We start from the raw sequence: 24,743 nt of genomic DNA, 5'->3' as shown, positions 1-24,743 counted from the left end.
GACCTATCGCCCGGTCCCGTGGAGCGGATCGTTGCACAGCAGGATGGGCTCGCCGTGCGGCGTGGCGTGGGCCGCCCGGTCCCAGGCCTCGCGGCGCTCCGCCAGGGTCTCGCGCGTGGCGGCTCCGCGGGCCACCACGAGCGTCTCGAGCGCGGCCAGCCAATGGTGGTAGTAGTCCGCGGCGGGGGCGCCCGGCCCGGCCCGGGCGATCTCGGCGCCCAGGGTCTCGGCCCACTCGCTCCAGGTGAAGAGGCCCCGCTCGTGCAGCGCCACCGCCAGCGCGAAGGCCTGTGCCTCCCATGGCTCGCGGAACACGGGGCCGCCTTCGTCGCGCGGGATCGAGGCGACTTCGGCGAGGGCGCGCGTGCGGCTGTCCATCACGCCGCCTCCGCAACGGGCTCCAGATATGGCTCCCAGCAGTCGGCCGAGACGCTCAGGGTCGGGTCCGCCTCGCGTCCCCACAGCTCGTCGCCGGCGAACACGACCGTATAGAGCCACTGCGGGCGCTCGCCGGCGCCATGCGCGTTGGTGTCCGGGAAAACATGGGCTCCGTGGACGCGCTCGATCGTCCCCACCTTGCCGCGCGCGTAGCGCGGCAGGCGCGTATGGCCGGTCGGATGGATGTTGAGGGTCCGCACCCTGTCTCCCACGGCGAAGCGCGCCGGCGCCTCCGCCGGCCTGTCGCAGGGCCCGCCACGCGCCAGGATCGCGGCCATGGCCTCGGCATTGGGCACGGGCCGGCGGGTGGCCGGCGCAGGGGCCAGCGCATGGCCCGCGCGCATCTCGGCGTCGCTCACGAGGCCGTGGCGCGCCAGCAGCTTCAGCAGGGCCTCGGTCCAGATCTCGTAGTAGCTGAGGGACAGGTAGCGGGCCGGCGGAATGGTCTCGCGCGCGTGGCGGCTCTCGTCGATCGTCCACGCGCCCAAGGACCCGCAGGCCAGCGTCACCGCGAGCGCCTGCTTCTCCCACGGTGCGTGGAACAGGGGTTCGTCCTTCTCTGGCGCGACGGGACCGAAGCCCATCATGCCGCCGAGGTCCTGGGCGCCGTTCATGCCGCGGCCTCCGCCGGGTCGCGGGCGAGCCCCGTCCCGATCATGCTGTCGCGCGTCACCAGGTCGGCGAGCTGCTCCTCGCTCCATCCCTGCGTGCCGGAGGGGCGGCGCGGGATGACGAGGTAGCGGACCTCCGCGGTCGAATCCCAGACCCGGATCCGCGTGTCGGACGCCAGCGTCAGGCCGAACTCGGCCAGGACCCCGCGCGGATCGATCACCGCGCGAGACCGGTAGGGCGGCGACTTGTACCAGACCGGCGGGAGGCCCAGCACGGACCAGGGATAGCAGGAGCACAAGGTGCAAACGACGAGGTTGTGCTCGTCCGCCGTGTTCTCGACCGCCACGATGTGCTCGCCCTGGCGACCGGTGTAGCCGAGCTCCGCGATCGCGGCCGTGGCATCGCGGCGCAACCGCTCCAGATAGGCCGGATCGCTCCAGGCCCTGGCGACGACCCGGGCCCCGTTGCGCGGGCCGACGCGCGTCTCGTAGGTCTCGACGATGAGGTCGAGCGCGGCGGGATCGACCAGACCCTTCTCGGTCAGGATCGACTCGAGCGCACGCACGCGCAGCGCCGTCTCCGAAAGCTCGGAGTGGTCGTGGTCATGATCGTGATCGTGGTGGTGGTCGTCGTGGTGGGTGTGGCCCATGGCTGATCCGAGGCGGCGGCCGGCGAAGCGGCCCTCCCCTCATTCAACCATCCCGCGGCGCAGGCGCCAAGGTCAGGCGATGTTCGACGCGACGTTGGCGAGCTGGATCACCACCAGGGCCGTCAGGCCGGCGATGATCAACACGTCGATCAGACGAAAAGCCTCGACGCGGCGAATGGCGGTCGTGACGCTGAGCGACTTCATGACGACTTCTCCCGGGATCCTCCGGATCCTGCCCCCGGGACATCGCACGCCACCCGTGAAAGTCGCGCAAAAGGAATAGGTAAACTTGAAGTTGCTGTTGCGGCCGGCCGCCCCTCAGGCGACCCGGCTTCCGCGGCGGCGCAGGCGGCCCAGGCCTGCCGCCGGCCATCGGACCATGCCGCGGCCGAGCAGGAAGCCCAGGACCGCGGCGACGAGCCCCTCCGCGGTCACCGGCATGGCGGGCTCGAAGGTCCGCATGGTGCCGCCCCACAGCGTGGGATCGGGGTCGGCCAGCAGCGTGGCGACACGGCCGAAGGGCCCAGCCTCGCCCATCCGGCGCTGCTGGTCCTCCAGCCGCGCCATGCGCCGGGCGCTGTCGGCGACGGCCTCGCCCCGCCGCCGCGCCAGCGCGTCGGCATTGTCCGACAGCCGGCGCAGGGCCGCGGGCCGGTCGAGGCCCTCGTTGCGCGCCTCGGTGTCGAACCGCTCGACCACCGGGCGCAGCTCGTCGAGCGCGCCGCCCAGTCGCTGTCGGTACTGCTGGGCGAATTCCGGCAGCTGCGATCCCAGAACGGCCCCAAGCAAGCCCGTCGCCAACCCCAGGGTGCGATGGACGGGCACGGTCAGGCCGGTCCGCCGGCGAGCGCGCGTTCGATCGCCGGGCGCGTCTGCACGACGAGGCTGCCCCTGGACTTGAAGGCCTGGGTCGGCTCGCCGGCCCGCATGACGAGGATCACGGTCTCGATGCCGGGGCAGGCCGGGTCCGTGCAGGCAATCTCGTTGACCGTCACCGTGTCGTCCTCGCCGAGGCCGAGCGCGGCGCGGGCCCAGCCCTTGACCCGGTCGATCGTCTCCCTGTCGGGAGCCTCGCGGCGAAACCGGGAGAAGAGGCCCTGCAGCGCCATGGCTCAGCCCGGGAGGGTCAGGACGCCCGCTGCCCCGCCCTCGGTGCCGAAGGCGAGCCGCCGGCCCTTGCGGTCCCAGGCGAAAGCCGTCACCTGGCCTTCGTCCTTCTCGGCCTTGCGCACCAACAGCTCGGCGGCGTCGGTCAGGCGGCACAGCAGGATGAAGCCGTCGTCGTAGCCCACGGCCAGCACCAGCGAGGCGGGATGGAACGCCACGCGCGTGACCTTGGCGGGCCGGATGCCGCACTCGCGCGGCGCCTTGCCCATGGGCCCTTCCTTCGAGGCGAACGGCCAGACGATCGCGGCATCGGCACCCGACGTCGCGAGCCAGTTGCCGTCATGCGACCAGGCGAAGGAGCGCGTTTTGGAGGGATATCCCGACATGCGCATGTCGGCTTTCTCCGGCAGCCGCCAGCCGTGCAGGGTGTTCTCCTGCATGGAGCTGACCACGAAGCGGCCATCGGCCGACCAGGTGACGTCCAGGTGGGAGCCCTTCCAAGGCAGCAGCTCGGGCGACGCGTCCGTGTTGGGAAACCAGAGACTCACGCCGTTGTAGTGGCTCACCGCCAGGCGGTAGCCCTTGGGCGCGAAGCACAGGCCCTGCGGGGTCGAGGGCGCATCCCAGTGGCGCAGGCGCCCCTTCTCGTCGCGGGCGGTGACCTTGCGCCCGCTCGACCAGGCGACGGCGCCGCCCGGCGCGGCCGCCACGGCGTCGATCCAGCGGCCGCCGGCGTTGCCGATCTCCTCGGTCCCTCCGTCGGCGCCGGTGCGAACCACCCGGCCATCGTCCCCACCCGTGACCAGCGACGCTCCATCGAGCGTGGCCACCAGGAGACCGGCGCCGGGGTGGGCCGCGATGCGGCGGGTCTCGCCGCCGTCGGCCGCGACCACGGTTCCGTCCGCCAGCGCGAACAGGGCGGTGTCCTTGGCGAAGCCCGTGGCGATGACGTGGTCACCCGCGTGAACGGGAACGACCTGTTGCGTCAGCGAGGTGAGCGGAGCCTGGACGGACATGAATGCACTTTCCGGGGCGTGTCGAAGCGAAGGTCAGGCCGCGCAGGCCAGCGCGCCCTTGCGAATGGCCTCCACGTCGAGGTCGCGCCCGATGAACACGAGCCTCGACTCACGCTTCTCGCCCGGCTTCCAGTCCTGCTGCAAGTCCCCATCCAGGATCATGTGCACGCCCTGGAAGACGAACCGCTTCGGCTCGTTGGTGAAGGCCATGATGCCCTTGCAGCGCAGGATGTTCGGCCCCTCGCGCTGGGTGAGGTCGTTGATCCACGGCATGAACTTCTCGGGATCCACCTCGCCGAGCCGCACCGACACCGACTGCATGTGCTCGTCGTGATAGTGGCCGAGGCTGCCATGGTGGTGGTGGCCATGGTCGTGGTCGTGGTCGTGATGGTGGTGATCGGCGTCGGTCTCGAGGAAGGCCGGCTCGATCTCCAGGATGCGCTCGAGGTCGAAGGCGTTGCGGCCGAGCACGGCCTCCAGCGGCACCGCGGCCCGCTGCGTGCGGTGCAGGACCGCGTAGGGGTTGATCGCGCGGATGCGCCCCTCGACCTCGGCGAGTTCCTCCGGCGTGACGAGATCGGTCTTGTTGACGATGATCACGTCGGCGAAGGCGATCTGGTTCTTGGCCTCCGGGGCATCCTTCAGCCGGGCCGACAGCCACTTGGCGTCGGCCACCGTCACGACCGCGTCGAGCCGCGCCTTGTCGGACACGTCCTGGTCGACGAAGAAGGTCTGGGCCACGGGCGCCGGATCGGCGAGCCCCGTCGTCTCCACGATGATGGCGTCGAACTTGCCGCGCCGCTTCATCAGGCCCTCGATGATGCGGATCAGGTCGCCACGCACGGTGCAGCAGATGCACCCGTTGTTCATCTCGAACACTTCCTCGTCGGCGCCGACCACGAGGTCGTTGTCGATGCCGATCTCGCCGAACTCGTTGACGATGACGGCGAATTTCTTCCCGTGATCCTCGGTGAGGATGCGGTTCAGGAGCGTGGTCTTGCCGGCGCCGAGATAGCCGGTGAGCACGGTCACGGGGATCTTGTCGGTCATATCGTCTTGTCCATCCTGATGGGGGGCGCCGCGACGGCGCCCCCGAAGGGCCGTCAGCTCGAGAGCGCCGCCCCGAGTTCCCTTATATTGGAGCGCATCATGTCGATGTAAGTCCCCGCAGGGCCGTCCTGCGCCGAGAGGGCATCGGAATAGAGCCGGCCGCCGATGCGTGCGCCGGTTTCCTTGGCAATGCGGTCCATCAGGCGCGGATCCGACACGTTCTCGAGAAACACGGCCGGAATCTTCTCCGCCCGGATCTGACGAATGATGCGCGCCACGTCCTTGGCCGAGGCCTCGGTCTCGGTGGAGACGCCCTGCGGGCTGATGAAGGCCATACCGTAGGCGCGGCCGAAATAGCCGAAGGCGTCGTGGGTCGTGATGATCTTGCGCCGGTCGGCGGGAATGCGCGCGACGGCCGCCTTCACCTCGCCCTCCAGCGCGTCGAGGCGCGCCAGGTAGGTGGTGGCGCGCGCCGTGTAGTCGGCGGCCCCGGCGGGATCGGCCTGGATCAGCCCGTCGCGGATGTTGGCGACGTAGATCTTCGCGTTGGCGATGCTTTGCCAGGCGTGGGGGTCGGCGGAGGGCGCCGCGCCGGGCTTCTTCGCGCCGTGGTCGTGATCGTGCTCGTCCTCGGCCTCGATCGTCGGCACGCCCTTGGTGGCGGTCACGGTCGGAGCCTTGCCGCCGGTCGCCTTCACCAGGCGCGTCATCCAGCCCTCGAGACCGAGGCCGTTGATGACGACGAGGCGGGCGGCGGCCAGCGACTGCGCGTCGGCGGGCGTCGGCTGGTAGACGTGGGCGTCGCCGTTGGGGCCCACCAGGGCCTTCACGCTGACGCGGTCGCCACCGACCTCGCGCACGAGATCGGCCAGGATCGAGAAGCTGGCGACCACGGGAAGGGGCGTGGCCGTCTGGGCGAAGCCCGGTCCGGACGCGAGCGCGGCGGCAGCCAGCGTTCCGAGCAGGGCGGTGCGGCGGGAGATGAGCATGTCAGGCCTCCAGGTGGCGGCGGGGGAGAACTTGGGAGAGCAGTCCACCCTCCGGTCCGGCGAGGACCGAAAGGACATAGGCCGCCCCGGCGACGAGGATCACGGTGGGACCCGCAGCGAGCCCGCCATGGAAGGAGATCAGCAGCCCTACGAGCCCGGACACGATGCCGATGCCCGTCGCCACGACGACGAGGCCGGTGATGTCCTTCGTCCAGAAGCGGGCCGAGATGGCGGGGAGCATCATCAGTCCGACGGCCAGCAGCGTGCCCAGCGCGTGGAACCCACCGACGAGGTTCAGGACCACGAGGAGCAGGAACACGATGTGGGTCGGCCCGCCGGCCCCGCTGACGGAGCGCAGGAAGCCCGGGTCCACGCATTCGAGGACGAGCGGCCGATAGATGACGGCCAGCGCGACCAGGGTGGCCGTGCTGATGCCGGCGACGAGCAGCAGGGTCGCGTCGTCGAGGCCCAGAACGCTGCCGAAGAGCACGTGCAGCAGGTCGAGGTTGGAGCCGCGTAGCGACACGAGGGTGACGCCGAGCGCCAGGGAAATCAGGTAGAACGCGGCCAGCGAGGCATCCTCGCGCAGCGGGGTGGCCCGCGTGACGAGGCCGGCGAGGAGCGCGACGGCCATGCCGGCCGCGAGCCCGCCGATCGTCATCCAGCCGAGCGAAAGCCCTGCCACGAGGTAGCCGATGGCGGCGCCGGGGAGGATCGCATGGGCCATGGCATCGCCCACGAGGCTCATCCGCCGCAGCATCAGGAACACGCCGATCGGCCCGGCGCCGAGCGACAGGGCGACGCTGCCGGCCAGGGCGCGACGCATGAACTCGAACTCGGCGAACGGGGCGATCAGGGTGTCGTACAGCATGGCTCTGCCTGCCCGGTCCGTGGGAGCCGGGGGATGAGGAGGTTCGGTCGTTGTGGCGTCAGGCGGCCCGGGCGCACGCCCTGGCGTAAGGATCCTGGGCTTCGCTCATGCGACGGGCCCGAAGGAGGTTTTCTGGGGTCAGGACTTCGCCGGTAGCGCCCCAGGCGACCGGCTCGCGGGCGACCAGCAGCGTCTCGGGGAAATGGGTGCGCACCGTGTCGAGGTCGTGCAGGACGGCGACCACGGTGCGCGCCTCCGCGTGCCAACGCTGCACGAGGGCGAGCAGGTCGGCGGCGGTCTTGGAGTCGATGGCGGTGAGTGGCTCGTCGAGCAGGATCACCTGGGCGTCCTGCAGCAGCAGCCGTGCAAAGAGCGCGCGCTGCATCTGGCCGCCCGACAGGGTGCCGATGGGCCGGCGCTCGAAGCCGGTGAGGCCGACCGCGGATAGTGCCTCGCCGACGTCGTCCCGGTCGGCGCGGGACAGGCCGCCGAACAGGCCACGGCGCCGCATCAGGCCCATGGAGACCAGGTCGAAGACGGAAATGGGAAAGCTGCGGTCGAGATCGGCCGCCTGGGGCAGGTAGGCCACGCTCTCGCGCCCGCCGGGCACCTCGCAGCGGCCCGACAGCGGCGACAGGGCGCCGGCGATCCCCTTCATCAGGGTCGACTTGCCGGCCCCGTTCGGGCCCACGACCGCCGTGAGGCTGCCGCGGCGCACGACGCCGCTGAGGTGATGGAGCGCCGGGTGACGGTCATAGCCCAGCGTCAGGTCGTCGAAACGGATGGCAGCGTCGGGCATCAGCGCATCGCCCACCAGACGAGGGACCAAAGGCCGAGGATCGGCACGCCGACAACCATCAGCCGCTGCATCGCCGAGGCCCGCAGCAGGGAAAAGTCCGGCACGGCGGCCCGCACCAGGTGATCCTGCCCATGGCGGTGGGCATGATCGTGGGCGTGATGATGGTGATCGGCGTGCGCCATGGAACGTCCTGCGGTCGGAAGGGCCCCGCAGGACAAACGTTATAACGTTACACCCACCGGGGCAAGCGCAACGTTACAACATAACATAAACGTAACCGGCTCAGAACGGGTGGTACTGGTAGAGCCAGGTCTCGCTGAGCACCTGGTCGCCATTGCGCAGGAACATGCGCATCTCGACCGGATCCTTGCCGTCGACGGTGAGGTCGAACTGGGCGCGCCAGTGTCCCGGAACGTCGTTGGGCACGGCCTCGGTGTAGACGTAGGAGAACGACCCGCGCGACGCCCACAGCACGGGCTCCGGCTTCACGCCGAAGGCGAGGCGCGAGAGCACGTCGCCCTTGAACTCGATCATGAACTTGCGCACGCCCCGGGGACGCGGCTGGCCGGGCTGCCCGCCATTGCCGAGGCGCGTGGCGACCACGCGGGCCAGCGGCGAGGGATAGGGCTCGTCGGCCAGCCAGTGCAGCCGGTACTTCAGGTCCACCGCCTGCCCGGCCGCCGTCGGCTCGACGGGAACCCACATGGCGACGATGTTGTCGTGGATCTCGTCGTCCGTCGGGATCTCGGTGAGCTGGATGGCGCCCTTGCCCCAATCGCCCAGGGGCTCGACCCAGGCGGTGGGACGGAGCTGGTAGCGCACGCCGTCCTGATAGTTCTCGAAGTTGCGGTCGCGCTGGCACAGGCCGAAGCCGCGCGGATTGGAATCGATGAAGCTCGACACCATGATCCGCTCGGGATTGTTCAGGGGCCGCCAGATGCGTTCCCCGGTGCCCGTCCACATGGCCAGGCCATCGGAATCGTGCACCTCCGGGCGCCAGTCCACGCCGTGACCCTTCACGGTCTCGGAGAACCAGTACATCGACGTCAGGGGCGCGATGCCGAGCCGGTCGACCGGCTTGCGGATGAACAGCGCCGCCTCGATGTCCATCACCACGCCCTTCGTGCGGCGCAGGGCGAAGCGATAGGCACCCGCCAGGCTCGGGCCCTCGAGCAGCGCGTTGACGATCATCGGCGCGTCGAGCGACTCGGCCGGCTCGAACCAGAAGCTGGTGAAATCCGGGAACTCCTCCGGATTGGACGTGCCCGGCCCGAGCGCGACGCCACGCGCCGAAAGACCGACCTGGCCGAGTTCGCCGACGGCACGGAAGTAGGAGGCGCCCAGGAAGGTCGCCCACGGCTCGGCCTTCTTCCAGGTCGGGGAGGTGCGCGGCTCGTGCACCCAGAAGCCGGCGAAGGCGGAGGGCTCCGGCTGCAGTTTGCGGGCGACGTGGTCGGGACCGCCCATGAACAGCCGCGGATCGTACAGGATCTCCTTCGAGACGCCCTTCTCGATGATGTGCATCCGCACGGTCTTGGGGAAATACATCCCCACGTGCTGAAAGCTCACCGGGAACATGCTGCCGCCCTCGCCCCACAGGGCCGAGTCGAGCTTGAAACGCAGCTTGCCGTGGGCGTCGTAGTCGATCTGCTTGACGATGTCGGGGTTGGGCCGCGCCGGCGCCACGTAGGGCTTGGCCGCGTGCTCCTTCGCCAGCGCCTTCAGCGCGGCGTAGCTGAACGGCTCCGCCGGCCCGAAGCGCAGGGGCGGTGCCTCCCCGTCGCCGGCACTCTGGGCCGCGGCGGGAAGCGAGGAATAGGCGCCGACGGCGGCGGCGAGCTGGAGAAGCGTACGACGGTCAAGGCTCATGGGGGCGCATATTGGGCGGGAGGACGGATTTCGCAACTGTCGTGGCGAAATGTGATCCTTGTGCGCCCGCATCGCGGCCGCCCGGGATCATCCGGTCAGTCGCGGATGGGTTCGACCAGCACCGCGCGGCGCATGAACCGATAGAGCGCATAGGCGCCGGCAGCGACGAAGATGGCCATCAGGCTGTACTCGACGGTCCGGCCGAAGCTGTCGCCGAGCTGCAGCAGGCCGGCGATGGCCCAGCCCGCGGCCAGGGCGACCCCGATGATCTCGGTGCCGACCAGGATTGCCACGCTGACGATGGTCAGCAGGTTGCGGGTGTTGATCGTCCCCTTGGCGGCCACGCGTCACTCCATTCCCGTGAGGGTCGCCCTTGGACTAGCCGTTACGGATGGCGGATGCAAGGCAAGCCCCCGACTGAGCGGGGGATCGCGACCCGGGTTGCCCTTCGCACGATCCTTGCACTACTGGGGGAGCTCACCCATCCGAGGCCGCCATGTCCGACACCCCCGTCTTCCCGAGAGCAGCCGTCGCCGCGCCGAACCGTCACGCGGCCCGCGCCGGACAAGCCGTTCTGGCCGAGGGCGGCAACGCCGTCGAGGCCATGATCGCCATGGCCGCCACCATCGCGGTGGTCTACCCGCACATGAACGCCATCGGCGGGGACGGCTTCTGGCTGGTCCGCGAGCCTGGCGGCAAGGTGCATGCGATCGAAGCCTGCGGCCCGGCCGGCCGCGACGCGACCATCCGCCGCTACCGGGACAAGGGCTACGAGACCATCCCGCCGCGCGGCCCCGACGCGGCCGTGACGGTGGCGGGCGCCATCGGCGGCTGGACGGTGGCCAAGGCGCTGGCCGCCGCGCTGGGGGGGAAGATGCCCCTTTCCGAGCTCCTCGGAGACGCCATCGGCCATGCCCGCAACGGCTACGCCGTCTCGCCCTCGGAAGGCCGGACGGTGCCCTTCGCGGAGGAGGCGCTGCGCCAGGCGCCGGGCTTCGCCGAGACCTTCATGGAGGAGGGCGGGCGCCCCAAGGCCGGCAGCATCCGCAAGATGCCGGCTCTGGCGGCCACGCTCGACCATCTCGCCGCCGCCGGGCTCGACGACTTCTATCGCGGCGACGTCGGGCGCGAGATCGCGGCCGACCTCGCCCGCATCGGCGCGCCGGTGACGCGCGCCGATCTCGAGGCCTTCAGCGCGCGCACCGTGAAGCCGCTCTCGCTGGGCCTGCCCGGCGCCACGGTCTACAATTTCCCCCCGCCCACCCAGGGCCTCGCCTCGCTCATGATCCTCGGGATCTTCGAGCGCCTGGGCGTGCGCGACGGCGAGAGCTTCGAGCACGTGCACGGGCTCGTCGAAGCGACGAAGCGCGCCTTCCGCGTCCGCGATGCCGTGATCACTGATCCGGCCGAACTCGACCACGACATGGCGTCGTTCCTGGATCCGCAGCGTCTCGACCGCGAGGCGCAGGCCGTCTCGATGAGCCGCGCGGCCCAGTTTCCCCTCGCCTGGGGCGAGGGCGACACCATCTGGATGGGCGCCATCGACGCGAAGGGCGTGGCGGTGTCCTACATCCAGTCGATCTACTGGGAGTACGGGTCAGGCTGCGTCCTGCCGCGCACCGGCATCCACTGGCAGAACCGGGGCGTGTCCTTCTCGCTGGACGCGAAGGCGCGCAACCCGCTCATCCCCGGCCGCAAGCCCTTCCACACGCTCAACCCGGCCCTGGCCGCCTTCGACGACGGCCGCGTCATGTCCTACGGCAGCATGGGCGGCGACGGGCAGCCGCAGTTCCAGGCGGCCATCTTCACCCGGCATGCCCGCTTCGGCATGGGCATCGCGGAAGCCATCGACGCCCCCCGCTGGCTGCTCGGCAAGACCTGGGGCGACAGCGCGACGGCGCTGAAGTTCGAGAACCGCGCCGATCCCGACCTAATCCGGGCCATGGAGCGCGCCGGTCATGCCGTCGTGGTCGTCGATGCGGGATACGACGACGGCTTTGGCCATGCCGGCATGCTGGTGCGCGCCCCGCGCGACGGCTCCGTCGCCGCAGCCCACGACCCGCGCTCCGACGGCGGGTCCGAGGGCCTGTGAGACGGCTTGCCCGGGCCGACCGGGCGGGCCAAGGTGCGGACCTGACCTTGCGGATCCGGACACTGCCATGCGCCAAGCCGACGACGACGTCCACGCCTTCGTGCCCTACCCCGACGTTCCGGTCCCCAGCGCGCCGTCCGGCCCGCTCGCCGGCCTCACCGTCGCCATCAAGGACATCTTCGACGTCGCCGGCTATCCGACCGGCTGCGGGCAGCCCACGAAGCTGGCGCTTTCGGGCATCAAGCCTGTCACCGCGCCGATCGTGCAGCGCTTCCTGGATGCGGGCGCCACCTTCGTCGGCAAGACCCACACGGTCGAGCTCGCCTACTCGCTGAACGGCATCAACACGCATTTCGGCACCCCCATCAATCCGGCGGCCCCCGACCGCGTGCCGGGCGGATCCTCCTCGGGCTCGGCCGCGGCGACCGCCGCCCGGTTGTGCGACATCGGGCTTGGATCCGACACCGGCGGATCGGTGCGCGGCCCGGCGAGCTATTGCGGCATCTTCGGCATCCGCCCGACCCACGGGCGCCTGGCTCTCGACCTCACCATGCCGCTCGCCGAGACGCTCGACACGCCCGGCTGGTTCTGCCGCGACGCGAGGACCTTCCTGCGCGTGGCCGAGGCCATCTTCGGCCCCGATCCCTCGCCGCTGCCGGCTTCGCCGCGGCTGCTGCGGGCCGAGGATTCGTTCGCGCTCGCCCGTCCCGAACCGCGACGGGCGCTCGAGGCGATCGCGGACCGCATCGACCGCATGCTGGCGCCGCTGCAGGACGTGCAGGTCGCCCATCCCGACTTCGACGCGCTCTATTGGGCCTTCCGCCGCATCCAGGGCGCGGAGTCGTGGGTGTCGCACGGGGATTTCGTCACGCGCTGGCGTCCCGGCATCGCCCCCGCGATCGCCGACCGCCTCGCCTATGCCCGCGACCTGCCCGAAGCCGAGGTGGCCGAGGCGCGAGCCGTCCGCGCCGCCTTCCGCAGCCATTTCCTCGACCTTCTGGGCCAGGACGGCGTCGTGATCCAGCCGACGATGCCAGGCGCCGCCCCGCTCCTGGCCGCGACCGAGGAGGACCTCGAGGCCGACCGCGCCCAGGCGCTGCGCCTGCTCTGCCTCGGCGGCCTGTCCGGCTGCCCGCAGATCAGCATCCCGGCCGGCTTCGAGGACGGAGCCCCCTTCGGCCTCTCGCTGATCGGGCCGCCCGGCTCGGATCTGTCGCTGGTGCGGCTCGCCGTACGGGTGGCCGATGCGATAGCGGTGAGGATCGCCTGAGCGGCGGTAGGACTCAGCAAACCTCAACCGCTCACGAAGCCGACGTCCAGGTCCGCCCGCCGTCCGCGAGCGGCGCGTCCATCTCCACGCGCCCTCGTGCCGCCTGCCGGGCGGCCGCCTCACTGACCCGGTCGGCCCACCCGGCGAGCATCGCGGCCCGGGCCTGCGCGTCCACCCTCGGCGCGGCATAGCAGACATAGGGTTCGGCCACGTCGAGACCCATGTATTCCAGCGTGGTTCGCGTCACGGGCCAGAGCACCTTGTCGATCTCGCCGTACACGCCCGTGTCCGAGAAGCGCTCGCGGGTGCCGCCGGTGGTCACGCAGACCAGGGCGGAGCGGCCCTTCAGGAGGCCCGTGTCGAAGCGGCGGCCGTCCACATAGGCAAAGCCATAGGCGAGCACGCGCTCGAACCAGCCTTTCATGATGCCGGGCGCCGCGCCCCACCACAGCGGAAACTGCAGGATCAGCAGGTCGGCCGCGCGGACCCGCTCCTGCTCGCGAACGAGTTCCGGCGAGAAGCCGCCATGCGCAGCCGCATGCGCCTGCTCGGCCTGATAGTGGAACCGCTCGGCATCGGCGCAGGTCGTGAAGTCGTGGCGCCCCGGCACCGGATTGAAGCCCTCGGCGAAGAGATCGCTGACCGTGACGCCGTGGCCCTCCGCCCTCAGGCGAGCCGCGGCGGCGTCCCGGAGGCCCGCGTTGAAGGAGGTGGGCTCGGGATGGGCATGGACGATGAGCGCGTGCACGGAAGCCTCCTGCGATGGGACGGTGAGGCTAGCGGTTGCGGCCGTCCTTGCGAAGGGTGGGCAGTCCGATGCCGGTGGCGTCGAAGCCGCCGTCCACGGCGAGCGTCTGGCCCGTGATGTAGCTCGCCTTGTCGCTGCACAGGAAGAACACCGCCTCGGCGATCTCCTCCTCCAGGCCGTAGCGGTTGAGCGGGATGGCGTCGTGGTAGTCGGCGCGGATTGCCGGCGAATGCACGAGCTTGGCCATCGCCGTATCGACCGGTCCCGGCGCCACCGCGTTCACGCGCACCCCGTAGCTGGCGAGTTCGGCCGCCTGCTGCTTGGTGAGATGGGTGAGACCCGCCTTGCTGGTGCCGTAGGCGACCCGCAGCGTCGAGGCGCGCAGACCCGAGATCGAGGTGATGTTGACGATCGCGCCGCCTCCGGTCTCCGCCATCGCGGGGACGGCGGCCTGGCTGCACAGGAAGGGCCCGGTCAGGTTGACCGCCAGCACGCGGTTCCATTCCTCCGGCGTCGTGTCCAGGATCGGCTTGAAGACGGCCGTGCCGGCGTTGTTGACCAGCGCGTCGAGCCTGCCGAAGCGCTCCGTCGTGCGGCGCACCGCCTCCTGAACCCCCGCGGCGTCGGACACGTCGCAGACGAGCGCCAGCACCGCGTCGGGTCGGGCGAGCTGCCGCTCTGCCCCGGCCAGGCCCTCGCCGTCGATGTCGAGGATCGCGACGCACCAGCCGTCGGCCAGGAAGCGGCGCGCGGTGGCGAGGCCTATGCCGCGGGCCGCACCCGTGACGAGGGCAACGCGGGCGGAGGAGGACGTCTCGGTCATGGCAGGGGAACTCCGGGTGGCTTTCGCGGCGCCGTTGTAGCGAGGGAGCCGCGCGGATGCACCTGGAACGTCAGCCTGCCCGGAATGTCAGCCTGGCTGGAGCCTCAGCCATAGAAGGCGCGCAGGCCACCCAGGGGATCGGGGCCGATCAGCAGGGCGTGCCCCTGCGCCAGCATCCACGCGTAGAGGGCGATCGCGAGGACCGCAGCGCCCGCCAGGTGCGCCAGGCGCGTCCGCGACAGGGGCACCGGCTGGCCGGCGAGCCGGCGCCAGGTCTCGTCGCCGAGACGCCGCTGCGCCTTGCGGTCGAGCATGGGCATGCCGAGCGCCGCCAGGGCGGCCATCGTGCCGAACAGGATCACCGGCACGAGCCGGCCGTTGGCGGGCACGTGGGCCAGCGCCCACAGGAGAAAGCCCCAGAGCACCGGGTGACGGGTCAGCACCGCCGAGGCGGGCAGCGTCTCGCCGTCGGACCGGCGGAGGCTGACCGACAGGGGGTTGGGCTCGGCCAGCCCGGCCACGAGCAGCACGAGCGACACGGGCATCAGGAGGGCGGCCACGAGCCACTGCCATCCGGCCGGCTGCCACAGCCAGAGGTCGTCGGCCCGCCGTGCCGCCACCACGAGCCAGGCGAGCAAGACCAGCGACAGGACCGAGTACACGGCGATGTAGGCCGGGCGCCCGGCCAGCGCCACGAGCCTGGGCCGGACGCCCGGCATGGCCGGAACGAGATGGGCGAGAACGAAGGCGGCGAGGGCGAGGAGGAATTCCGTCATGACCGGTCAACCATGGCGCCGTGGTGCCGCGGCGGGAAAGGCCCAATCGTCGGCTTGCTTGCGAAGGGACAAAGACCCCGACGACGGGCGCCGTAGCATGGGATCATCCGAAGGAGTTGACCCATGTCCGCGATCACCCCCGATCTCCTGGTCGACGACGTCATGCGCCGCTGGCCGGCGACCATCCGCGTCTTCCTGAAATTCCGCTTCCTGTGCGTGGGCTGCCCGATCGCGTGCTTTCACAGCGTGAGGCAGGCCTGCCGCGAGCATCATGCGGACGAGACGGCCTTCCTGGAGGCCCTGCACGAGGCCATCGCCGCGGACGTCGTGCCGGCCCTCGCCTAGGGCATACGCCAAGCGGGTGGAGACCCGGATTTTCGCAGGAGGCATCGACCGCCCCGCGTTCAGGGACTGTTGCGTTTTTCTGGAAACGCTGCAGTCCCTAGGCGCGTTCGGCGAGGGCGACGAGGCGGTGGGGATCGCACACGACGATCTTCTGCCGGCCACCTTCCACCAGCCCCTGCTCTTCCCAGGCACTGAGGATCCGGCTGACCGTGTGCAGCGTCGTGCCGGTCATCTCGGCCACGTCCTGCCGGGTGATCGGAAAATCGATGCGCAGGCCGGTCTCCACCGGACGGCCGGCCTGCTTCACGAGCCGCAGCAGGGCGTGGGCCACGCGGCGCTCCACCTCCTGCGTCGACATCTCCACCACGCGCGTGTGCGCCTCGTCGAGCCGCGCCCCCATGGTCTGGAGCACGCGGCCGGCGAGCGCCGGGACACGGGTCACCAGCGTCGGCCAGGCCGAGGCGGGCCACACGAGGCAGACGCTGTCGACGACGGCGGTGGCGGTGGCGGGATAGGTGCTGCGGCCCATCTGGACCGCGATGCCGAAGAGATCGCCCGGCACGACGTAGCGCACGACGACCTGCTGGCCCGCCGGCGTCACCTTCACGACCTGCAGATGGCCGTGCAGCAGCAGGAAAAAGGATGCCGCCTCCCCGCCCTGCTCGAACACGGCCGCGCCCTTGGCGTAGCGGACGGAGCGCGCGTCGGCGAGAACGCCGTCGAGTTCATCGGATGCGAGGCCGGAAAATACCGGCAGTCCGGCGATCACGGCACGATCGAGAGCGGGGGATGCTTTCATCCGTCAACTCTTGAACGATGACGGGGTCTCCCGCCATTCGGCATCGTCCGGATGCATGGACATTCCTGCCGCGCGATCCGAACGGTCTCCTCACCGCCCCAGCCGTGGCCCCGTGAACACGCGCCAGTAGCTGACGGCGAAGACGACGAAGGCACCAGCCCAGGCAAACGCCGCGACGTGGAGCAGGATGAAGGCCGCGTTGGGGTGCAGCGCCGCGCACACCCTCGCCAGCGCCGCCGCCGCGATGAGGCCGTACACCGCCTGAACGGCGGGCGTCGCCCGCAGGGCCCGGCCGGTATGGCCGAGGCTGGCCCGCGACATCACGGCCATGGTCATGAGCCCGACCCCGCCGACGGTCCACGCGTGGATGCCGGCCGATACCGGCACGATCCCGGCAGCCGAGAGGCCGGCCAGCACGAAGCCTGCGGGCAGGAAGGCATAGCCGACGTGAAGGACCAGCACGAGGCGGTCGGCGGCGGTGCGGTATCCCGCCCAGCGGGCGAGACGGACGACCTGGAGCAGGCCGGCGCCACACAGGAGCACCCCGGTCAGGGCCTCGTCCGGAAAGGCCACCCAGGCGGCGAGCGCCAGGGCCGAGCCGATCATGGTGGTGACGTCCATGGTGCCGAACGGCGCGGGCAGGCGGCCGGGCTTCTCACGCGCCAGCCAGTTGCGCGTGAAGCTCGGCACGATGCGGCCGCCGATGAGCGTGATCAGCATCACGACGCAGGCGATGCCGATGCGGGTGCCGTAGCTGGCCGAGCCGGTCGCATGCGCCTCGACGTGGAAGACGGCGTTGCCGATGGCAAGCACCCCGACCAGTCCCACGACCCGCAGATTGCGCCAGTTCTTGCCGGCGATCACCTCACGGGCCGCGGCCGCGCCCACCAGCACCAGGAAGGCGAGATCGGCCACCATGGCGACGGCCCAGCCGGTCGTGCCCGAGGTCCACACGGCGATGCGACCGAAGACCCAGGCCGTGACGAGGACGGCGAGCGGCGCGCCCTGCAGCGGCAGGCGGCCGGTCCAGTTCGGGATCGCGGTGAGCAGGAAGCCGGTGACCACCGCCGGCACGAAGCCATAGAGCATCTCGTGCACGTGCCAGTCGCGCGGCGCGAAGGCGGTCGGGATCGAGATCTCGCCGAAATAGGCGGGAAGCCAGGCCATGACGGCAGCGGCGGCGAACAGCGAGCCGAGCAGAAAGAAGGGCCGAAAACCGTAGGACAGGATGTCCGGTCCTTCGAAGGACCGCAGGCGGGGGATGGGGGACATGGCGTGCCTCGTGGCGATGGTGGACGTCAGGCCCGCGCGAGCCAGGACTGCAGGCGGCCGAGCGCGCGGCGCGTGCGGCTCGGCTCGTCGCGCACGAGCCGGAAGCCGAGATTGGCGGGTGGAATGCCCACGGCGCAGCCGCCGGCGCGGGCGTCGCGGATGAAGTCGGTGACATAGGCCCGGTGGGCCCCCTCGACGACGCGAACGCCACAGTTCACGGTGCGCGCGCCGGTCGGTTCGCCCTCTGCGTCGAGGCCCTGGCGCAGGTAGCAGGTGTCGGTCCATTCCCAGACGTTGCCGGCCAGGTCCGCGACACCGCGCTCGTTCTCACCGAACCCGCCCACCGGGCGCGGCGCCTTCTCCACGGCGGTTCGCCCGGATTCCTCGTCGTATTTCGCGAGCCACCGCCGGGCGAAGGACCCGCTGCCGTCGTCGCTGGTCACGGCATCGTCGGCGAAGCGGCTGCCCGCGACATAAGCCCATTCGGCGTCGGTCGGCAGGCGCCAGGCCTTGCCGGTGGCCTTGGCATACCAGCGGGCATAGGCGGAGGCATCCTGCCAGCTCACGCCGACGGCGGGTGCGTCCGGCCGCTGGCCCGTCTTGGCGGTGCGCTGCGCGCATCCCCCGAAGGCCACGCAGCGGTCGTAGTCGGCCACGGTGACCTGCGTCTTCATCACGGCGAGGCCACGGCCCACCGCGAAGCGCCGGACCGGCGCGTCGACGGGACGGCCCTCGCGGTCGAAGGCTCCCGCGATCCGGTAGTCGAAGCTGCCCGCCGCGACGTGGACGACGGGGACCCGATCGGGCGCCTCGCGCCAGTCGGGTCCGGTCGCGGCGAGCACGAGCGGCGCGGTGGCCGCGAAGATCAGCTTGGCTGCGAGCTTGCCATGGAGCGCGAGGAACACGAGGACCTCCTGCCGGGACGTGGTGCGCTTGGCCAGGGCACCGTCCCCGCCCCGCGGGCAGGACGGCGCGCTGGCCTGCATGGGGTGGGGGTGCGTGAGCGAATCCACCGGGTGGTCACGCACCCCCGCGCGCCGGGCTGTCGCCCGGCGAGCGTTCGGGTCAGTGCTTGTGCTGGGCCGGGGCTTCGAGAGCACCGGTGCGGGCACCGCCGCCGATCGGGCCGGGAGGGCTGACCTGCTTCATCAGGTCGTCGTTCCAGGTCCCCTCGACCTTGAAGTGGGCCGTGGCGCCCAGTTCCACCGCCTCGATGAGGTTGTGGGTGACGTAGGCGTACACGCCGGGCTCACGGAAGGTGTAGAGCGCCGCTCCGGCCGAGCCGCCGCGGATGAACCAGGTCTCGAGGTCCTTCTCCGGCGGATTGGCGAACTTGCCGGCTTCCCAGACATAGTCGCCGTGGCCGCCGATGAGGTGGGGACGGCTGTCGCGGTTGGCCTGGCTGTGCACGATCAGCACGCGCTCGCCGACCTTGGACGTCAGGGCGTTCTTGCCGGTGAGCGAGCCGACCTTGCCGTTGAAGACGACATGGGTCGGCGTGAGCTTGCGCATCACCTCGAGCGTGTCGGGATAGGCTTCGCCGGCGCTCTCGTAGCTCTTGAACTTGCCCTTCTCGTCGCGCGGAACGTAGAAGTCCTGCTCGCCGATGTAGACGGCCTTGTCGTACTTGATCTGCTTGCCGGTCTCGTCCTTCAGGCCGTCGCGGGGCAGCACCATCACGGCGCCGTTCATGCCCGACACGACGTGCCAGGGGATCATCGGGCCGCCAGGCGCGCAGTGGTAGACGAACACGCCGGCCCGGGTCGCCTTCCAGCGCAGGACCACCTGCTCGCCGGGATTGACAAGGGTGAGTTCACCGCCGCCCAGGCCGCCCGTGGCGGAATGGAAGTCGATGTTGTGGGCCATCGTGTTGGTCTCGGGATTGACCAGCGTGAGCTCCACGTAGTCGTCCTGGTGCACCACCATCATCGGGCCCGGGACCGAGCCGTCGAAGGTCATGGCGTGGATCTTGGTGCCCTCGTTGTCGATGACCAGTTCCTTTTCCTGGATGGTCATCTTGAACTCGATGACCTTCGGACCGGCCTTCGTCGCCTGCTCGTGGGCGTGGATGAAGGGCGGCGCCACCAGCTCGACATGCTCGCGGGGAAGCTTGGAGATGTCGTCGGCCTTCGCGGGCATTCCTGCGACGATGGCGGTGACCGCGGCGGCGGCCATGAGGGCGCGGCGGGTGAACATGATGTGCTCCGTGGGGCTTCGTTTGATCTGACGGTGCCAACGTGCTCCCTCGGCCCCCTTTCTTCGTTGTCCCGCGACAAACAAGAATTCGATTGGAGGAAGATCAGGATTTTTCCGTTGCGGATGTCGGAGCGGCCGGGTCCTGTTCGTCCTGGGGGCGTCACAACGGGGAGAACGTCCATGACGGAGACACAACGGTCCCGGATCTCGCATTGCCTGTGGTTTGGCCGCGACGCCGAGGAGGCCGCGCGGTTCTACACCGCGCTCCTGCCCGGCTCCCGGATCGACAAGGTCACGCGATCGCCGGGCGACTATCCGGGCGGCAAGGCCGGGGACGTCCTCGTGGTGGAATTCACCGTGGCCGGCCAGCACTACATCGGGCTCAACGGCGGCACCGACGTGCCTTCGTCCAACAAGGTGTCGCTGTTCCTCACCTGCGACGACCAGGCCGAGGTCGACCGGGTCTGGGACGCCTTCGTGGAAGCCGGCGGAAAGCCGGTGGCTTGCGGGTGGCTGAACGACCGCTGGGGGCACACCTGGCAGGTCGTCCCCAAGGGTTGCATGGATCTCCTGTCGAGCCCCGACGCGGCCGCGAACGCAAGGGCCTATGCCGCGATGATGACGATGGTGAAGCTCGACTATCCGAAGATGAAGGCGGCCTTCGACGGCGCCGCCTAGCGCAAGCGTTGCGACCGAAATTCCGGTCGCCGCGCCCTTCGCGAACCGACCATGAGGGGGCCGGCGCGGTGCGCCGGCAGACGATGGCGGCGTGAGCCGCCCCCCGCGCTCCACGAACTGGCCACGAATGCCCGCCATCTTGGCCGACTCACGCGCAACGGTGGCCGCCCGGCCACGGCGCATGGCCGAGCCCCCGACGCCGACCGTCGGCTTCGACTGGCGGGAGAGACGTGGGGAACCGCGGGAAACTCCTGCGCATGTCCAACGGCTTCGACAGGTCGCCCCTCGGGCGCGGCGTGCCGGATCTGCTTGGGGGATAGGCCTTGTTCGAGGTTGGCAGGGGCCGGGTTCACCTCCGGTCCCGGCATGCCCATGCGAAAGGCGGTGGACCATGGACCGGACAGGCTCTGACAGCAGACCGGATGACCTGAAGGACCGCCGCGTTCTCATCGTCGAGGACGAATTCTTCATCGCCGAGGACATCGCCCAGGCCGTCCAGCTCCTGGGTGGAAGCGTTCTGGGCCCCGTCGGCGATCTCTCGGATGCGCTGGCGATGATCGCCAGGACCCCGCCCGACCTCGCCGTCCTCGACATCAATCTGTCCGGCGAGATGGTCTTCCCCGCAGCCGAGGAACTGCGGCGCCGCGGCATCCCGTTCGTGTTCCAGACCGGCTATTCCGGCGGGCAGCTCCCCGCCGGGCCCTTCGCCACGGTGCCGTGCTGGAGCAAGCCCTACGACGTGCACGAGCTCTCGCGCATGCTGGCACGGATGGCGGAGTAGGACGCGAAACGCGTCGCGCGCTCCGGCCTGCTCACCCCTCCCCTTTCATCTTCCGCCGGATGATCTCGAGCAATGCCGACGCGGCCGGCGACAGCGGCAGGCCGTGCTTCTGGATGATGCCGATGGTGCGCGAGATCCCCGGATTGCGCAGCGCCACCGTCGCCACGGTCGCCTGCCCGGCCGGATCGATGGCCAGCCGCGGGACGACGGTGAGGCCGAGGCCGGCATGGACCATGCTGACGGCGGTGGCCACGTGCTGGCACTCGTAGCGCCAGCGCATGTGCTCGCGCCGGCTGCCGAGCGCGTCGTCGATGAGGATCCGGTTGCCGGTCTGGGCGCTCACCCGCACGAGGGGAATGCCCTCGAGCTCGGACCAGTTGATCGCCTCGCGTCCGGCGAAGGGATGGTCGAGCGGGCAGACGAGAATGAAGGGCTCCTTCAGGAGCGGCGTGATCTCCAGGTCCCAGCGGTTGGCCGAGACGATGGTGAGACCGAACTCGGCGCGACCGGCCTGCACGTGCTCGGCGATCTCGGTGGCGGAGTTGTCGTAGACCTCGACGGTGAGGTCGGGCCAGGCCTGGCCGAACTCCTGCAGAACCTGCGGCAAATAGTGAATGGCGATGGTGGGCAGGCAGCCGATGGCGAGGCGCTCCTGCCGGGCCTTGCCCTGCTGGCGCAGCGCCGCGAACGAGGACTGGATGTCCTCCATGATCTGCCGGGCCTTGGGCAGCAGCTCCTGCCCGGCGGGCGTGAGCGAGACCTGGCGGGTGGTGCGGGCCAGCAGCTTCAGGCCGAGATCGTCCTCGAGCTTGCGAATGCGATGGCTGAGCGCCGTCTGCGACAGGTTCAGATGGGCGGCGGCGCGGTGGAAGCTGCCCCGGTCGGCGATGGACAGGAAGGCCTCGAGCCCCAGGAAATCCACTCTCATGCGGTTCGGCGTCCTCCGGCCGGGGTGCACGTCGGCGGAGCGTTACCCGCGAAGCGACAGTCTCCCTTCCAAATCGATATCACATCTGCGTCGTGTGCCCTTGCACAATGCCACGCGGGCGATAGCCTCAACGTCCGGACAAATTTCCCGGCAGGATCAGAAAAGCCATGAGTGACAAGCCTCTCGAACCCTGGCAGTGGCCGGACCACACCTGGCGCGGGATCGTCGACAAGGTGCGCGCAGGCCGCAGCCTGGCCCCGGCGTCCTGGCCGGGTGGGGCGCGCTGCGCCGTGGCGCTGTCCTTCGACAGCGACCACGAGACCATCGAGCTGCGCAACGGCGGCAAGTCACTGGGCAAGATCAGCCAGGGCCAGTACGGCGGCCGGCGCGGCTCGCCGCGCATCCTGGACTGCCTGGCCCGCCACGGGGTGCCCGCCTCGTTCTTCATGCCGGCGGTCGCCGCCATGCTGCACCCCGACGAGCCGCGACGCGTGATCGCGGAGGGCCATGAGCTGGCGATCCACAGCTGGATCCATGAGCTCAACGGACCGCTGGGCTACGATGCCGAGCGCGACCTGACCTACCGGGCGGCCGACGTGCTGGAGAAACTGTCCGGCGTGCGCCCCGTCGGCATGCGCACCGCCTCCTGGGACTTCAGCCCCCACACGCTGCGCATCGTGCGCGAGATGGGGCTCCTCTACGATTCATCGCTGATGGGCGACGACGAGCCCTACGAACTGCTCGAGGAGGGCCAGGAGACCGGCGTCGTGGAGCTGCCGGTCGAGTGGATCCGCGACGACGCGGTCTACTTCAATATGGACCGTGCCTCGTCGCTGCGGCCCTACACGAGCCCCGACGCGGTGCTCTCGATCTTCATGCACGAGTTCGAGGCGGCCTATCGCGAGAAGGGGCTGTTCCTGCTCACCATGCATCCCCACCACAGCGGCCATCGCTCGCGAATCTTCATCCTGGAGGAGGTCATCCGCCTCGCCAAGGCGAAGGGCGACGTGTGGTTCGCCACGCATGCCGACATTGCCCGCCATTGCGCCGAAGCGGCCGGCCTGAAGACCGCCGCGTCGCGTTCCTGAGGAGAATTGCCATGCTGAAGCACGCCTTCGCCGGGATCCTGCTCGCCGCGGGTCTCGTCACCGCGCCCCTTCTCGTCGGCCCCGCGGCCGCGCAGGGCAAGGACGCGCTCACCGTCGACCTGCCCAACGACGCCGCGACGCTCGATCCGCACGTCCAGTGGGACACGGACAGCTACACGGTTTACCGCAACATCTTCGACAACCTGGTCACGCGTGACGTCAGCGGCAAGATCGTGCCGCAGATCGCCACCGCGTGGCGCTACGCCAACGACACGACGATCGAATTCGACATCCGCGAGGGCGTGACCTTCCACGACGGCTCGCCGCTGACGGCGTCCGACGTCGCCTTCTCGATCGCGCGCATCATCAATCCGACCTTCAAGAGCCCGCAGCTCTCGCAGTTCGACCAGATCGTGTCGGCGGAGGCCCAGGGCTCCAAGGTCGTCATGAAGACCAAGACGCCCTACCCGGCCCTGATGGCGCAGCTCGTGAAGCTCTCCATCGTGCCCAAGGCCGTGGTCGAGAAGGTCGGCGACCAGGTCTTCAACCTCGCGCCCGTGGGCAGCGGACCCTACCGCCTCGCCTCGTGGCAGAAGGGCGTTCAGTCCGTGCTGGAGGCCAACGACAAGTACTGGGGCGGCAAGCCCCCGTTCAAGACGGTGACCTTCCGCGTGGTGCCGGACGTCGCGACGCGCGTCGCGGACCTGCGCAGCGGCAAGGCCGACATCGCCCGCCAGCTCGGCCCGGACGAGGCGACCGCGCTCAAGAAGGAGCCGGCGTTGCAGGTGCTCGCCGGCGCGACCGAGCGCATCGGCTACATGTTCATCAACGCGCAGGCCGGCCCCACCGCCGATCCCCGCGTGCGCAAGGCCATCGCCTACTCGATCGACCGCAAGTCGCTGATCGACGCGCTGCTCGCCGGCTACGGCGACCCGGTGAACATCGTGCTGACGCCCGCCAATTTCGGCTTCGTGCCGGACGTGAAGGGCTACGAGTTCGATCTCGCCAAGGCGAAGGCGCTGGTGAAGGAAGCCAACGCGGTCGGCGCCCAGCTCACCTTCCTCACCTCGCCCGCCTATGACCGGCGCGTCGTCGAGGCGCTGCAGCAGATGGTGCAGGAAACGGGCCTCAAGGTCGACATCGTCGCCCTCGACCACCCGACCTTCCTGCGTCGCCGGCAGGGTCGTCCGGACGAGGCGGGCAGCCTCTCCTTCGGCCGCTGGTCCTGCGCCTGCCAGGATGCCGACGGCGTGATCTTCCCGCTGTTCCGCACCGGCAGCATCTGGGCGAAGTACTCGAACCCCGGATTCGACGAGGCCGTGGACAAGGCCCGCGCCATCCTCGACGAAAAGGGGCGGCTCGACCTCTACCGCAAGGCCTTCGAGATCCTGCGCGAGGACGTGCCCGGCGTCGGCATCTACCAGGACTACGCCATCTACGGCGCCCGCAAGGAGCTGAAGTGGACGCCGACCCCCAACGAGGCGTTCTTCATCATGGACATGAAGTGGGGCCAGTGACCGGCCCCCTTCGGTCCTGACCGGGGCCCG

At 70.2% G+C, this 24,743-nt stretch carries 29 protein-coding genes; 7 read left to right on the top strand and 22 right to left on the bottom strand.

All coding sequences use genetic code 11. The features are described 5' to 3' along the window. Positions 1 to 3: 3 nt before the first annotated feature. From Q0Q47_RS06670 to Q0Q47_RS06605, 14 genes are all read right to left on the bottom strand, one after another. Entirely contained in the window at positions 4 to 378 is a 375-nt protein-coding gene (locus tag Q0Q47_RS06670) for a nitrile hydratase accessory protein (RefSeq protein ID WP_293856286.1), read from the bottom strand. After that, positions 378 to 1,052, bottom strand: a complete 675-nt coding sequence (gene nthB / locus Q0Q47_RS06665) for a nitrile hydratase subunit beta (protein ID WP_293856281.1) — start codon at positions 1,050 to 1,052, stop codon at positions 378 to 380. Before nthB ends, Q0Q47_RS06670 begins: the two co-directional genes overlap by 1 nt. Then, positions 1,049 to 1,699 (bottom strand): nitrile hydratase subunit alpha, encoded by a 651-nt coding sequence (nthA, locus tag Q0Q47_RS06660; RefSeq protein WP_293856278.1) that lies wholly within the window; start codon positions 1,697 to 1,699, stop codon positions 1,049 to 1,051. The genes nthB and nthA overlap by 4 nt, the downstream gene beginning before the upstream one ends. Positions 1,700 to 1,771: 72 nt before the next feature. Beyond that, a complete protein-coding gene (locus Q0Q47_RS06655; RefSeq protein WP_293856276.1) occupies positions 1,772 to 1,903 on the bottom strand; it encodes a hypothetical protein in 132 nt (43 codons plus the stop codon). Between the two features lie 114 nt (positions 1,904 to 2,017). Beyond that, positions 2,018 to 2,524 carry a DUF2937 family protein gene (locus tag Q0Q47_RS06650; RefSeq protein ID WP_293856273.1) on the bottom strand — a complete coding sequence of 169 codons (507 nt, stop codon included), beginning with the start codon at positions 2,522 to 2,524 and terminating at the stop codon, positions 2,018 to 2,020. Positions 2,525 to 2,526: 2 nt separating this feature from the next. Then, positions 2,527 to 2,808 carry a hypothetical protein gene (locus Q0Q47_RS06645; protein ID WP_293856270.1) on the bottom strand — a complete coding sequence of 94 codons (282 nt, stop codon included), beginning with the start codon at positions 2,806 to 2,808 and terminating at the stop codon, positions 2,527 to 2,529. A gap of 3 nt (positions 2,809 to 2,811) precedes the next feature. Continuing rightward, the gene (locus tag Q0Q47_RS06640; RefSeq protein ID WP_293856267.1) at positions 2,812 to 3,822 is read right to left on the bottom strand and encodes a WD40 repeat domain-containing protein; all 1,011 of its coding nucleotides are present in this window, start codon (positions 3,820 to 3,822) and stop codon (positions 2,812 to 2,814) included. 33 nt (positions 3,823 to 3,855) lie between these two features. Beyond that, a complete protein-coding gene (locus Q0Q47_RS06635) occupies positions 3,856 to 4,872 on the bottom strand; it encodes a GTP-binding protein (RefSeq protein ID WP_293856264.1) in 1,017 nt (338 codons plus the stop codon). A gap of 53 nt (positions 4,873 to 4,925) precedes the next feature. Next, entirely contained in the window at positions 4,926 to 5,861 is a 936-nt protein-coding gene (locus Q0Q47_RS06630; protein ID WP_293856261.1) for a metal ABC transporter substrate-binding protein, read from the bottom strand. Position 5,862: 1 nt separating this feature from the next. Then, positions 5,863 to 6,732: a metal ABC transporter permease gene (locus tag Q0Q47_RS06625; protein WP_293856258.1), complete on the bottom strand. Its 870-nt coding sequence runs from the start codon at positions 6,730 to 6,732 to the stop codon at positions 5,863 to 5,865. Between the two features lie 58 nt (positions 6,733 to 6,790). Next, positions 6,791 to 7,531, bottom strand: coding sequence for a zinc ABC transporter ATP-binding protein AztA (gene aztA / locus Q0Q47_RS06620; RefSeq protein ID WP_293856255.1), 741 nt, complete (start codon positions 7,529 to 7,531; stop codon positions 6,791 to 6,793). Beyond that, positions 7,531 to 7,713 (bottom strand): hypothetical protein, encoded by a 183-nt coding sequence (locus Q0Q47_RS06615; protein ID WP_293856252.1) that lies wholly within the window; start codon positions 7,711 to 7,713, stop codon positions 7,531 to 7,533. The genes aztA and Q0Q47_RS06615 overlap by 1 nt, the downstream gene beginning before the upstream one ends. Before the next feature lie 100 nt (positions 7,714 to 7,813). Further along, on the bottom strand, positions 7,814 to 9,400 hold the full coding sequence (locus Q0Q47_RS06610) for a glucan biosynthesis protein (protein ID WP_293856249.1): 1,587 nt from the start codon (positions 9,398 to 9,400) through the stop codon (positions 7,814 to 7,816). A gap of 95 nt (positions 9,401 to 9,495) precedes the next feature. Next, a complete protein-coding gene (locus Q0Q47_RS06605) occupies positions 9,496 to 9,744 on the bottom strand; it encodes a hypothetical protein (protein ID WP_293856247.1) in 249 nt (82 codons plus the stop codon). 152 nt (positions 9,745 to 9,896) lie between these two features. Between Q0Q47_RS06605 and Q0Q47_RS06600 the strand changes: the two genes are divergently transcribed. Beyond that, positions 9,897 to 11,492, top strand: coding sequence for a gamma-glutamyltransferase family protein (locus Q0Q47_RS06600; protein ID WP_293856244.1), 1,596 nt, complete (start codon positions 9,897 to 9,899; stop codon positions 11,490 to 11,492). Positions 11,493 to 11,559: 67 nt separating this feature from the next. Then, positions 11,560 to 12,762 carry an amidase gene (locus Q0Q47_RS06595; RefSeq protein WP_293856241.1) on the top strand — a complete coding sequence of 401 codons (1,203 nt, stop codon included), beginning with the start codon at positions 11,560 to 11,562 and terminating at the stop codon, positions 12,760 to 12,762. A 31-nt stretch (positions 12,763 to 12,793) separates the two neighbouring features. On the opposite strand, the gene Q0Q47_RS06590 is transcribed toward Q0Q47_RS06595, so the two are convergent. From Q0Q47_RS06590 to Q0Q47_RS06580, 3 genes are all read right to left on the bottom strand, one after another. Continuing rightward, positions 12,794 to 13,510: an NAD(P)H-dependent oxidoreductase gene (locus Q0Q47_RS06590; protein WP_293856238.1), complete on the bottom strand. Its 717-nt coding sequence runs from the start codon at positions 13,508 to 13,510 to the stop codon at positions 12,794 to 12,796. 28 nt (positions 13,511 to 13,538) lie between these two features. Then, positions 13,539 to 14,333: an SDR family NAD(P)-dependent oxidoreductase gene (locus Q0Q47_RS06585; RefSeq protein WP_293856235.1), complete on the bottom strand. Its 795-nt coding sequence runs from the start codon at positions 14,331 to 14,333 to the stop codon at positions 13,539 to 13,541. A gap of 104 nt (positions 14,334 to 14,437) precedes the next feature. Continuing rightward, positions 14,438 to 15,109 (bottom strand): NnrU family protein, encoded by a 672-nt coding sequence (locus tag Q0Q47_RS06580; RefSeq protein WP_293856232.1) that lies wholly within the window; start codon positions 15,107 to 15,109, stop codon positions 14,438 to 14,440. A gap of 123 nt (positions 15,110 to 15,232) precedes the next feature. Between Q0Q47_RS06580 and Q0Q47_RS06575 the strand changes: the two genes are divergently transcribed. Beyond that, positions 15,233 to 15,454, top strand: a complete 222-nt coding sequence (locus Q0Q47_RS06575) for a DUF1858 domain-containing protein (protein ID WP_293856229.1) — start codon at positions 15,233 to 15,235, stop codon at positions 15,452 to 15,454. Positions 15,455 to 15,551: 97 nt separating this feature from the next. Here the strand turns inward: Q0Q47_RS06575 and Q0Q47_RS06570 are convergent, their stop codons facing one another. The 4 genes from Q0Q47_RS06570 to nirK form a co-directional block, all read right to left on the bottom strand. Further along, positions 15,552 to 16,253 (bottom strand): Crp/Fnr family transcriptional regulator, encoded by a 702-nt coding sequence (locus tag Q0Q47_RS06570; protein ID WP_293856226.1) that lies wholly within the window; start codon positions 16,251 to 16,253, stop codon positions 15,552 to 15,554. A 90-nt stretch (positions 16,254 to 16,343) separates the two neighbouring features. Further along, positions 16,344 to 17,525 (bottom strand): NnrS family protein, encoded by a 1,182-nt coding sequence (locus Q0Q47_RS06565; RefSeq protein ID WP_293856223.1) that lies wholly within the window; start codon positions 17,523 to 17,525, stop codon positions 16,344 to 16,346. 26 nt (positions 17,526 to 17,551) lie between these two features. Next, entirely contained in the window at positions 17,552 to 18,538 is a 987-nt protein-coding gene (locus Q0Q47_RS06560; protein ID WP_293856219.1) for an SUMF1/EgtB/PvdO family nonheme iron enzyme, read from the bottom strand. Positions 18,539 to 18,590: 52 nt separating this feature from the next. After that, positions 18,591 to 19,721, bottom strand: coding sequence for a copper-containing nitrite reductase (gene nirK, locus Q0Q47_RS06555; protein WP_293856216.1), 1,131 nt, complete (start codon positions 19,719 to 19,721; stop codon positions 18,591 to 18,593). A 180-nt stretch (positions 19,722 to 19,901) separates the two neighbouring features. Between nirK and Q0Q47_RS06550 the strand changes: the two genes are divergently transcribed. Together Q0Q47_RS06550 and Q0Q47_RS06545 are read left to right on the top strand one after the other, a co-directional pair. Then, on the top strand, positions 19,902 to 20,399 hold the full coding sequence (locus Q0Q47_RS06550; protein WP_293856213.1) for a VOC family protein: 498 nt from the start codon (positions 19,902 to 19,904) through the stop codon (positions 20,397 to 20,399). Positions 20,400 to 20,790: 391 nt separating this feature from the next. Continuing rightward, positions 20,791 to 21,180 (top strand): response regulator, encoded by a 390-nt coding sequence (locus tag Q0Q47_RS06545; protein ID WP_293856210.1) that lies wholly within the window; start codon positions 20,791 to 20,793, stop codon positions 21,178 to 21,180. Positions 21,181 to 21,211: 31 nt separating this feature from the next. Here Q0Q47_RS06545 and Q0Q47_RS06540 read toward each other — a convergent pair whose 3' ends face one another. Then, a complete protein-coding gene (locus Q0Q47_RS06540) occupies positions 21,212 to 22,108 on the bottom strand; it encodes a LysR family transcriptional regulator (RefSeq protein WP_293856207.1) in 897 nt (298 codons plus the stop codon). A 167-nt stretch (positions 22,109 to 22,275) separates the two neighbouring features. On the opposite strand from Q0Q47_RS06540, the gene Q0Q47_RS06535 reads away from it, so the two are divergent. Then, on the top strand, positions 22,276 to 23,196 hold the full coding sequence (locus Q0Q47_RS06535) for a polysaccharide deacetylase (RefSeq protein ID WP_293856204.1): 921 nt from the start codon (positions 22,276 to 22,278) through the stop codon (positions 23,194 to 23,196). Positions 23,197 to 23,207: 11 nt separating this feature from the next. Then, the gene (locus tag Q0Q47_RS06530; RefSeq protein ID WP_293856201.1) at positions 23,208 to 24,713 is read left to right on the top strand and encodes an ABC transporter substrate-binding protein; all 1,506 of its coding nucleotides are present in this window, start codon (positions 23,208 to 23,210) and stop codon (positions 24,711 to 24,713) included. Positions 24,714 to 24,743 lie beyond the last annotated feature (30 nt).

Origin of the sequence: uncultured Alsobacter sp., from assembly GCF_945952055.1 — a bacterium.
Classification (GTDB): Bacteria; Pseudomonadota; Alphaproteobacteria; order Rhizobiales; family Beijerinckiaceae; genus Alsobacter.
Note: the sequence above shows the minus strand (reverse complement) of the source record. Positions and strands in the feature narration are given on the sequence as shown.

Bases quoted from the DNA above. Each gene is read 5' to 3' on its own strand.
- Q0Q47_RS06635 (WP_293856264.1), bottom strand. From the start codon at position 4,872: ATGACCGACAAGATCCCCGTGACCGTGCTCACCGGCTATCTCGGCGCC.
- Q0Q47_RS06640 (WP_293856267.1), bottom strand. From the start codon at position 3,822: ATGTCCGTCCAGGCTCCGCTCACCTCGCTGACGCAACAGGTCGTTCCC.
- nirK (WP_293856216.1), bottom strand. From the start codon at position 19,721: ATGTTCACCCGCCGCGCCCTCATGGCCGCCGCCGCGGTCACCGCCATC.
- Q0Q47_RS06550 (WP_293856213.1), top strand. From the start codon at position 19,902: ATGACGGAGACACAACGGTCCCGGATCTCGCATTGCCTGTGGTTTGGC.
- Q0Q47_RS06535 (WP_293856204.1), top strand. From the start codon at position 22,276: ATGAGTGACAAGCCTCTCGAACCCTGGCAGTGGCCGGACCACACCTGG.
- Q0Q47_RS06570 (WP_293856226.1), bottom strand. From the start codon at position 16,253: ATGAAAGCATCCCCCGCTCTCGATCGTGCCGTGATCGCCGGACTGCCG.
- Q0Q47_RS06610 (WP_293856249.1), bottom strand. From the start codon at position 9,400: ATGAGCCTTGACCGTCGTACGCTTCTCCAGCTCGCCGCCGCCGTCGGC.
- Q0Q47_RS06625 (WP_293856258.1), bottom strand. From the start codon at position 6,732: ATGCTGTACGACACCCTGATCGCCCCGTTCGCCGAGTTCGAGTTCATG.
- Q0Q47_RS06545 (WP_293856210.1), top strand. From the start codon at position 20,791: ATGGACCGGACAGGCTCTGACAGCAGACCGGATGACCTGAAGGACCGC.
- Q0Q47_RS06530 (WP_293856201.1), top strand. From the start codon at position 23,208: ATGCTGAAGCACGCCTTCGCCGGGATCCTGCTCGCCGCGGGTCTCGTC.
- Q0Q47_RS06655 (WP_293856276.1), bottom strand. From the start codon at position 1,903: ATGAAGTCGCTCAGCGTCACGACCGCCATTCGCCGCGTCGAGGCTTTT.
- Q0Q47_RS06645 (WP_293856270.1), bottom strand. From the start codon at position 2,808: ATGGCGCTGCAGGGCCTCTTCTCCCGGTTTCGCCGCGAGGCTCCCGAC.
- Q0Q47_RS06565 (WP_293856223.1), bottom strand. From the start codon at position 17,525: ATGTCCCCCATCCCCCGCCTGCGGTCCTTCGAAGGACCGGACATCCTG.
- Q0Q47_RS06615 (WP_293856252.1), bottom strand. From the start codon at position 7,713: ATGGCGCACGCCGATCACCATCATCACGCCCACGATCATGCCCACCGC.
- aztA (WP_293856255.1), bottom strand. From the start codon at position 7,531: ATGCCCGACGCTGCCATCCGTTTCGACGACCTGACGCTGGGCTATGAC.
- Q0Q47_RS06595 (WP_293856241.1), top strand. From the start codon at position 11,560: ATGCGCCAAGCCGACGACGACGTCCACGCCTTCGTGCCCTACCCCGAC.
- Q0Q47_RS06580 (WP_293856232.1), bottom strand. From the start codon at position 15,109: ATGACGGAATTCCTCCTCGCCCTCGCCGCCTTCGTTCTCGCCCATCTC.
- Q0Q47_RS06670 (WP_293856286.1), bottom strand. From the start codon at position 378: ATGGACAGCCGCACGCGCGCCCTCGCCGAAGTCGCCTCGATCCCGCGC.
- nthA (WP_293856278.1), bottom strand. From the start codon at position 1,699: ATGGGCCACACCCACCACGACGACCACCACCACGATCACGATCATGAC.
- Q0Q47_RS06575 (WP_293856229.1), top strand. From the start codon at position 15,233: ATGTCCGCGATCACCCCCGATCTCCTGGTCGACGACGTCATGCGCCGC.
- Q0Q47_RS06585 (WP_293856235.1), bottom strand. From the start codon at position 14,333: ATGACCGAGACGTCCTCCTCCGCCCGCGTTGCCCTCGTCACGGGTGCG.
- Q0Q47_RS06600 (WP_293856244.1), top strand. From the start codon at position 9,897: ATGTCCGACACCCCCGTCTTCCCGAGAGCAGCCGTCGCCGCGCCGAAC.
- Q0Q47_RS06630 (WP_293856261.1), bottom strand. From the start codon at position 5,861: ATGCTCATCTCCCGCCGCACCGCCCTGCTCGGAACGCTGGCTGCCGCC.
- Q0Q47_RS06540 (WP_293856207.1), bottom strand. From the start codon at position 22,108: ATGAGAGTGGATTTCCTGGGGCTCGAGGCCTTCCTGTCCATCGCCGAC.
- nthB (WP_293856281.1), bottom strand. From the start codon at position 1,052: ATGAACGGCGCCCAGGACCTCGGCGGCATGATGGGCTTCGGTCCCGTC.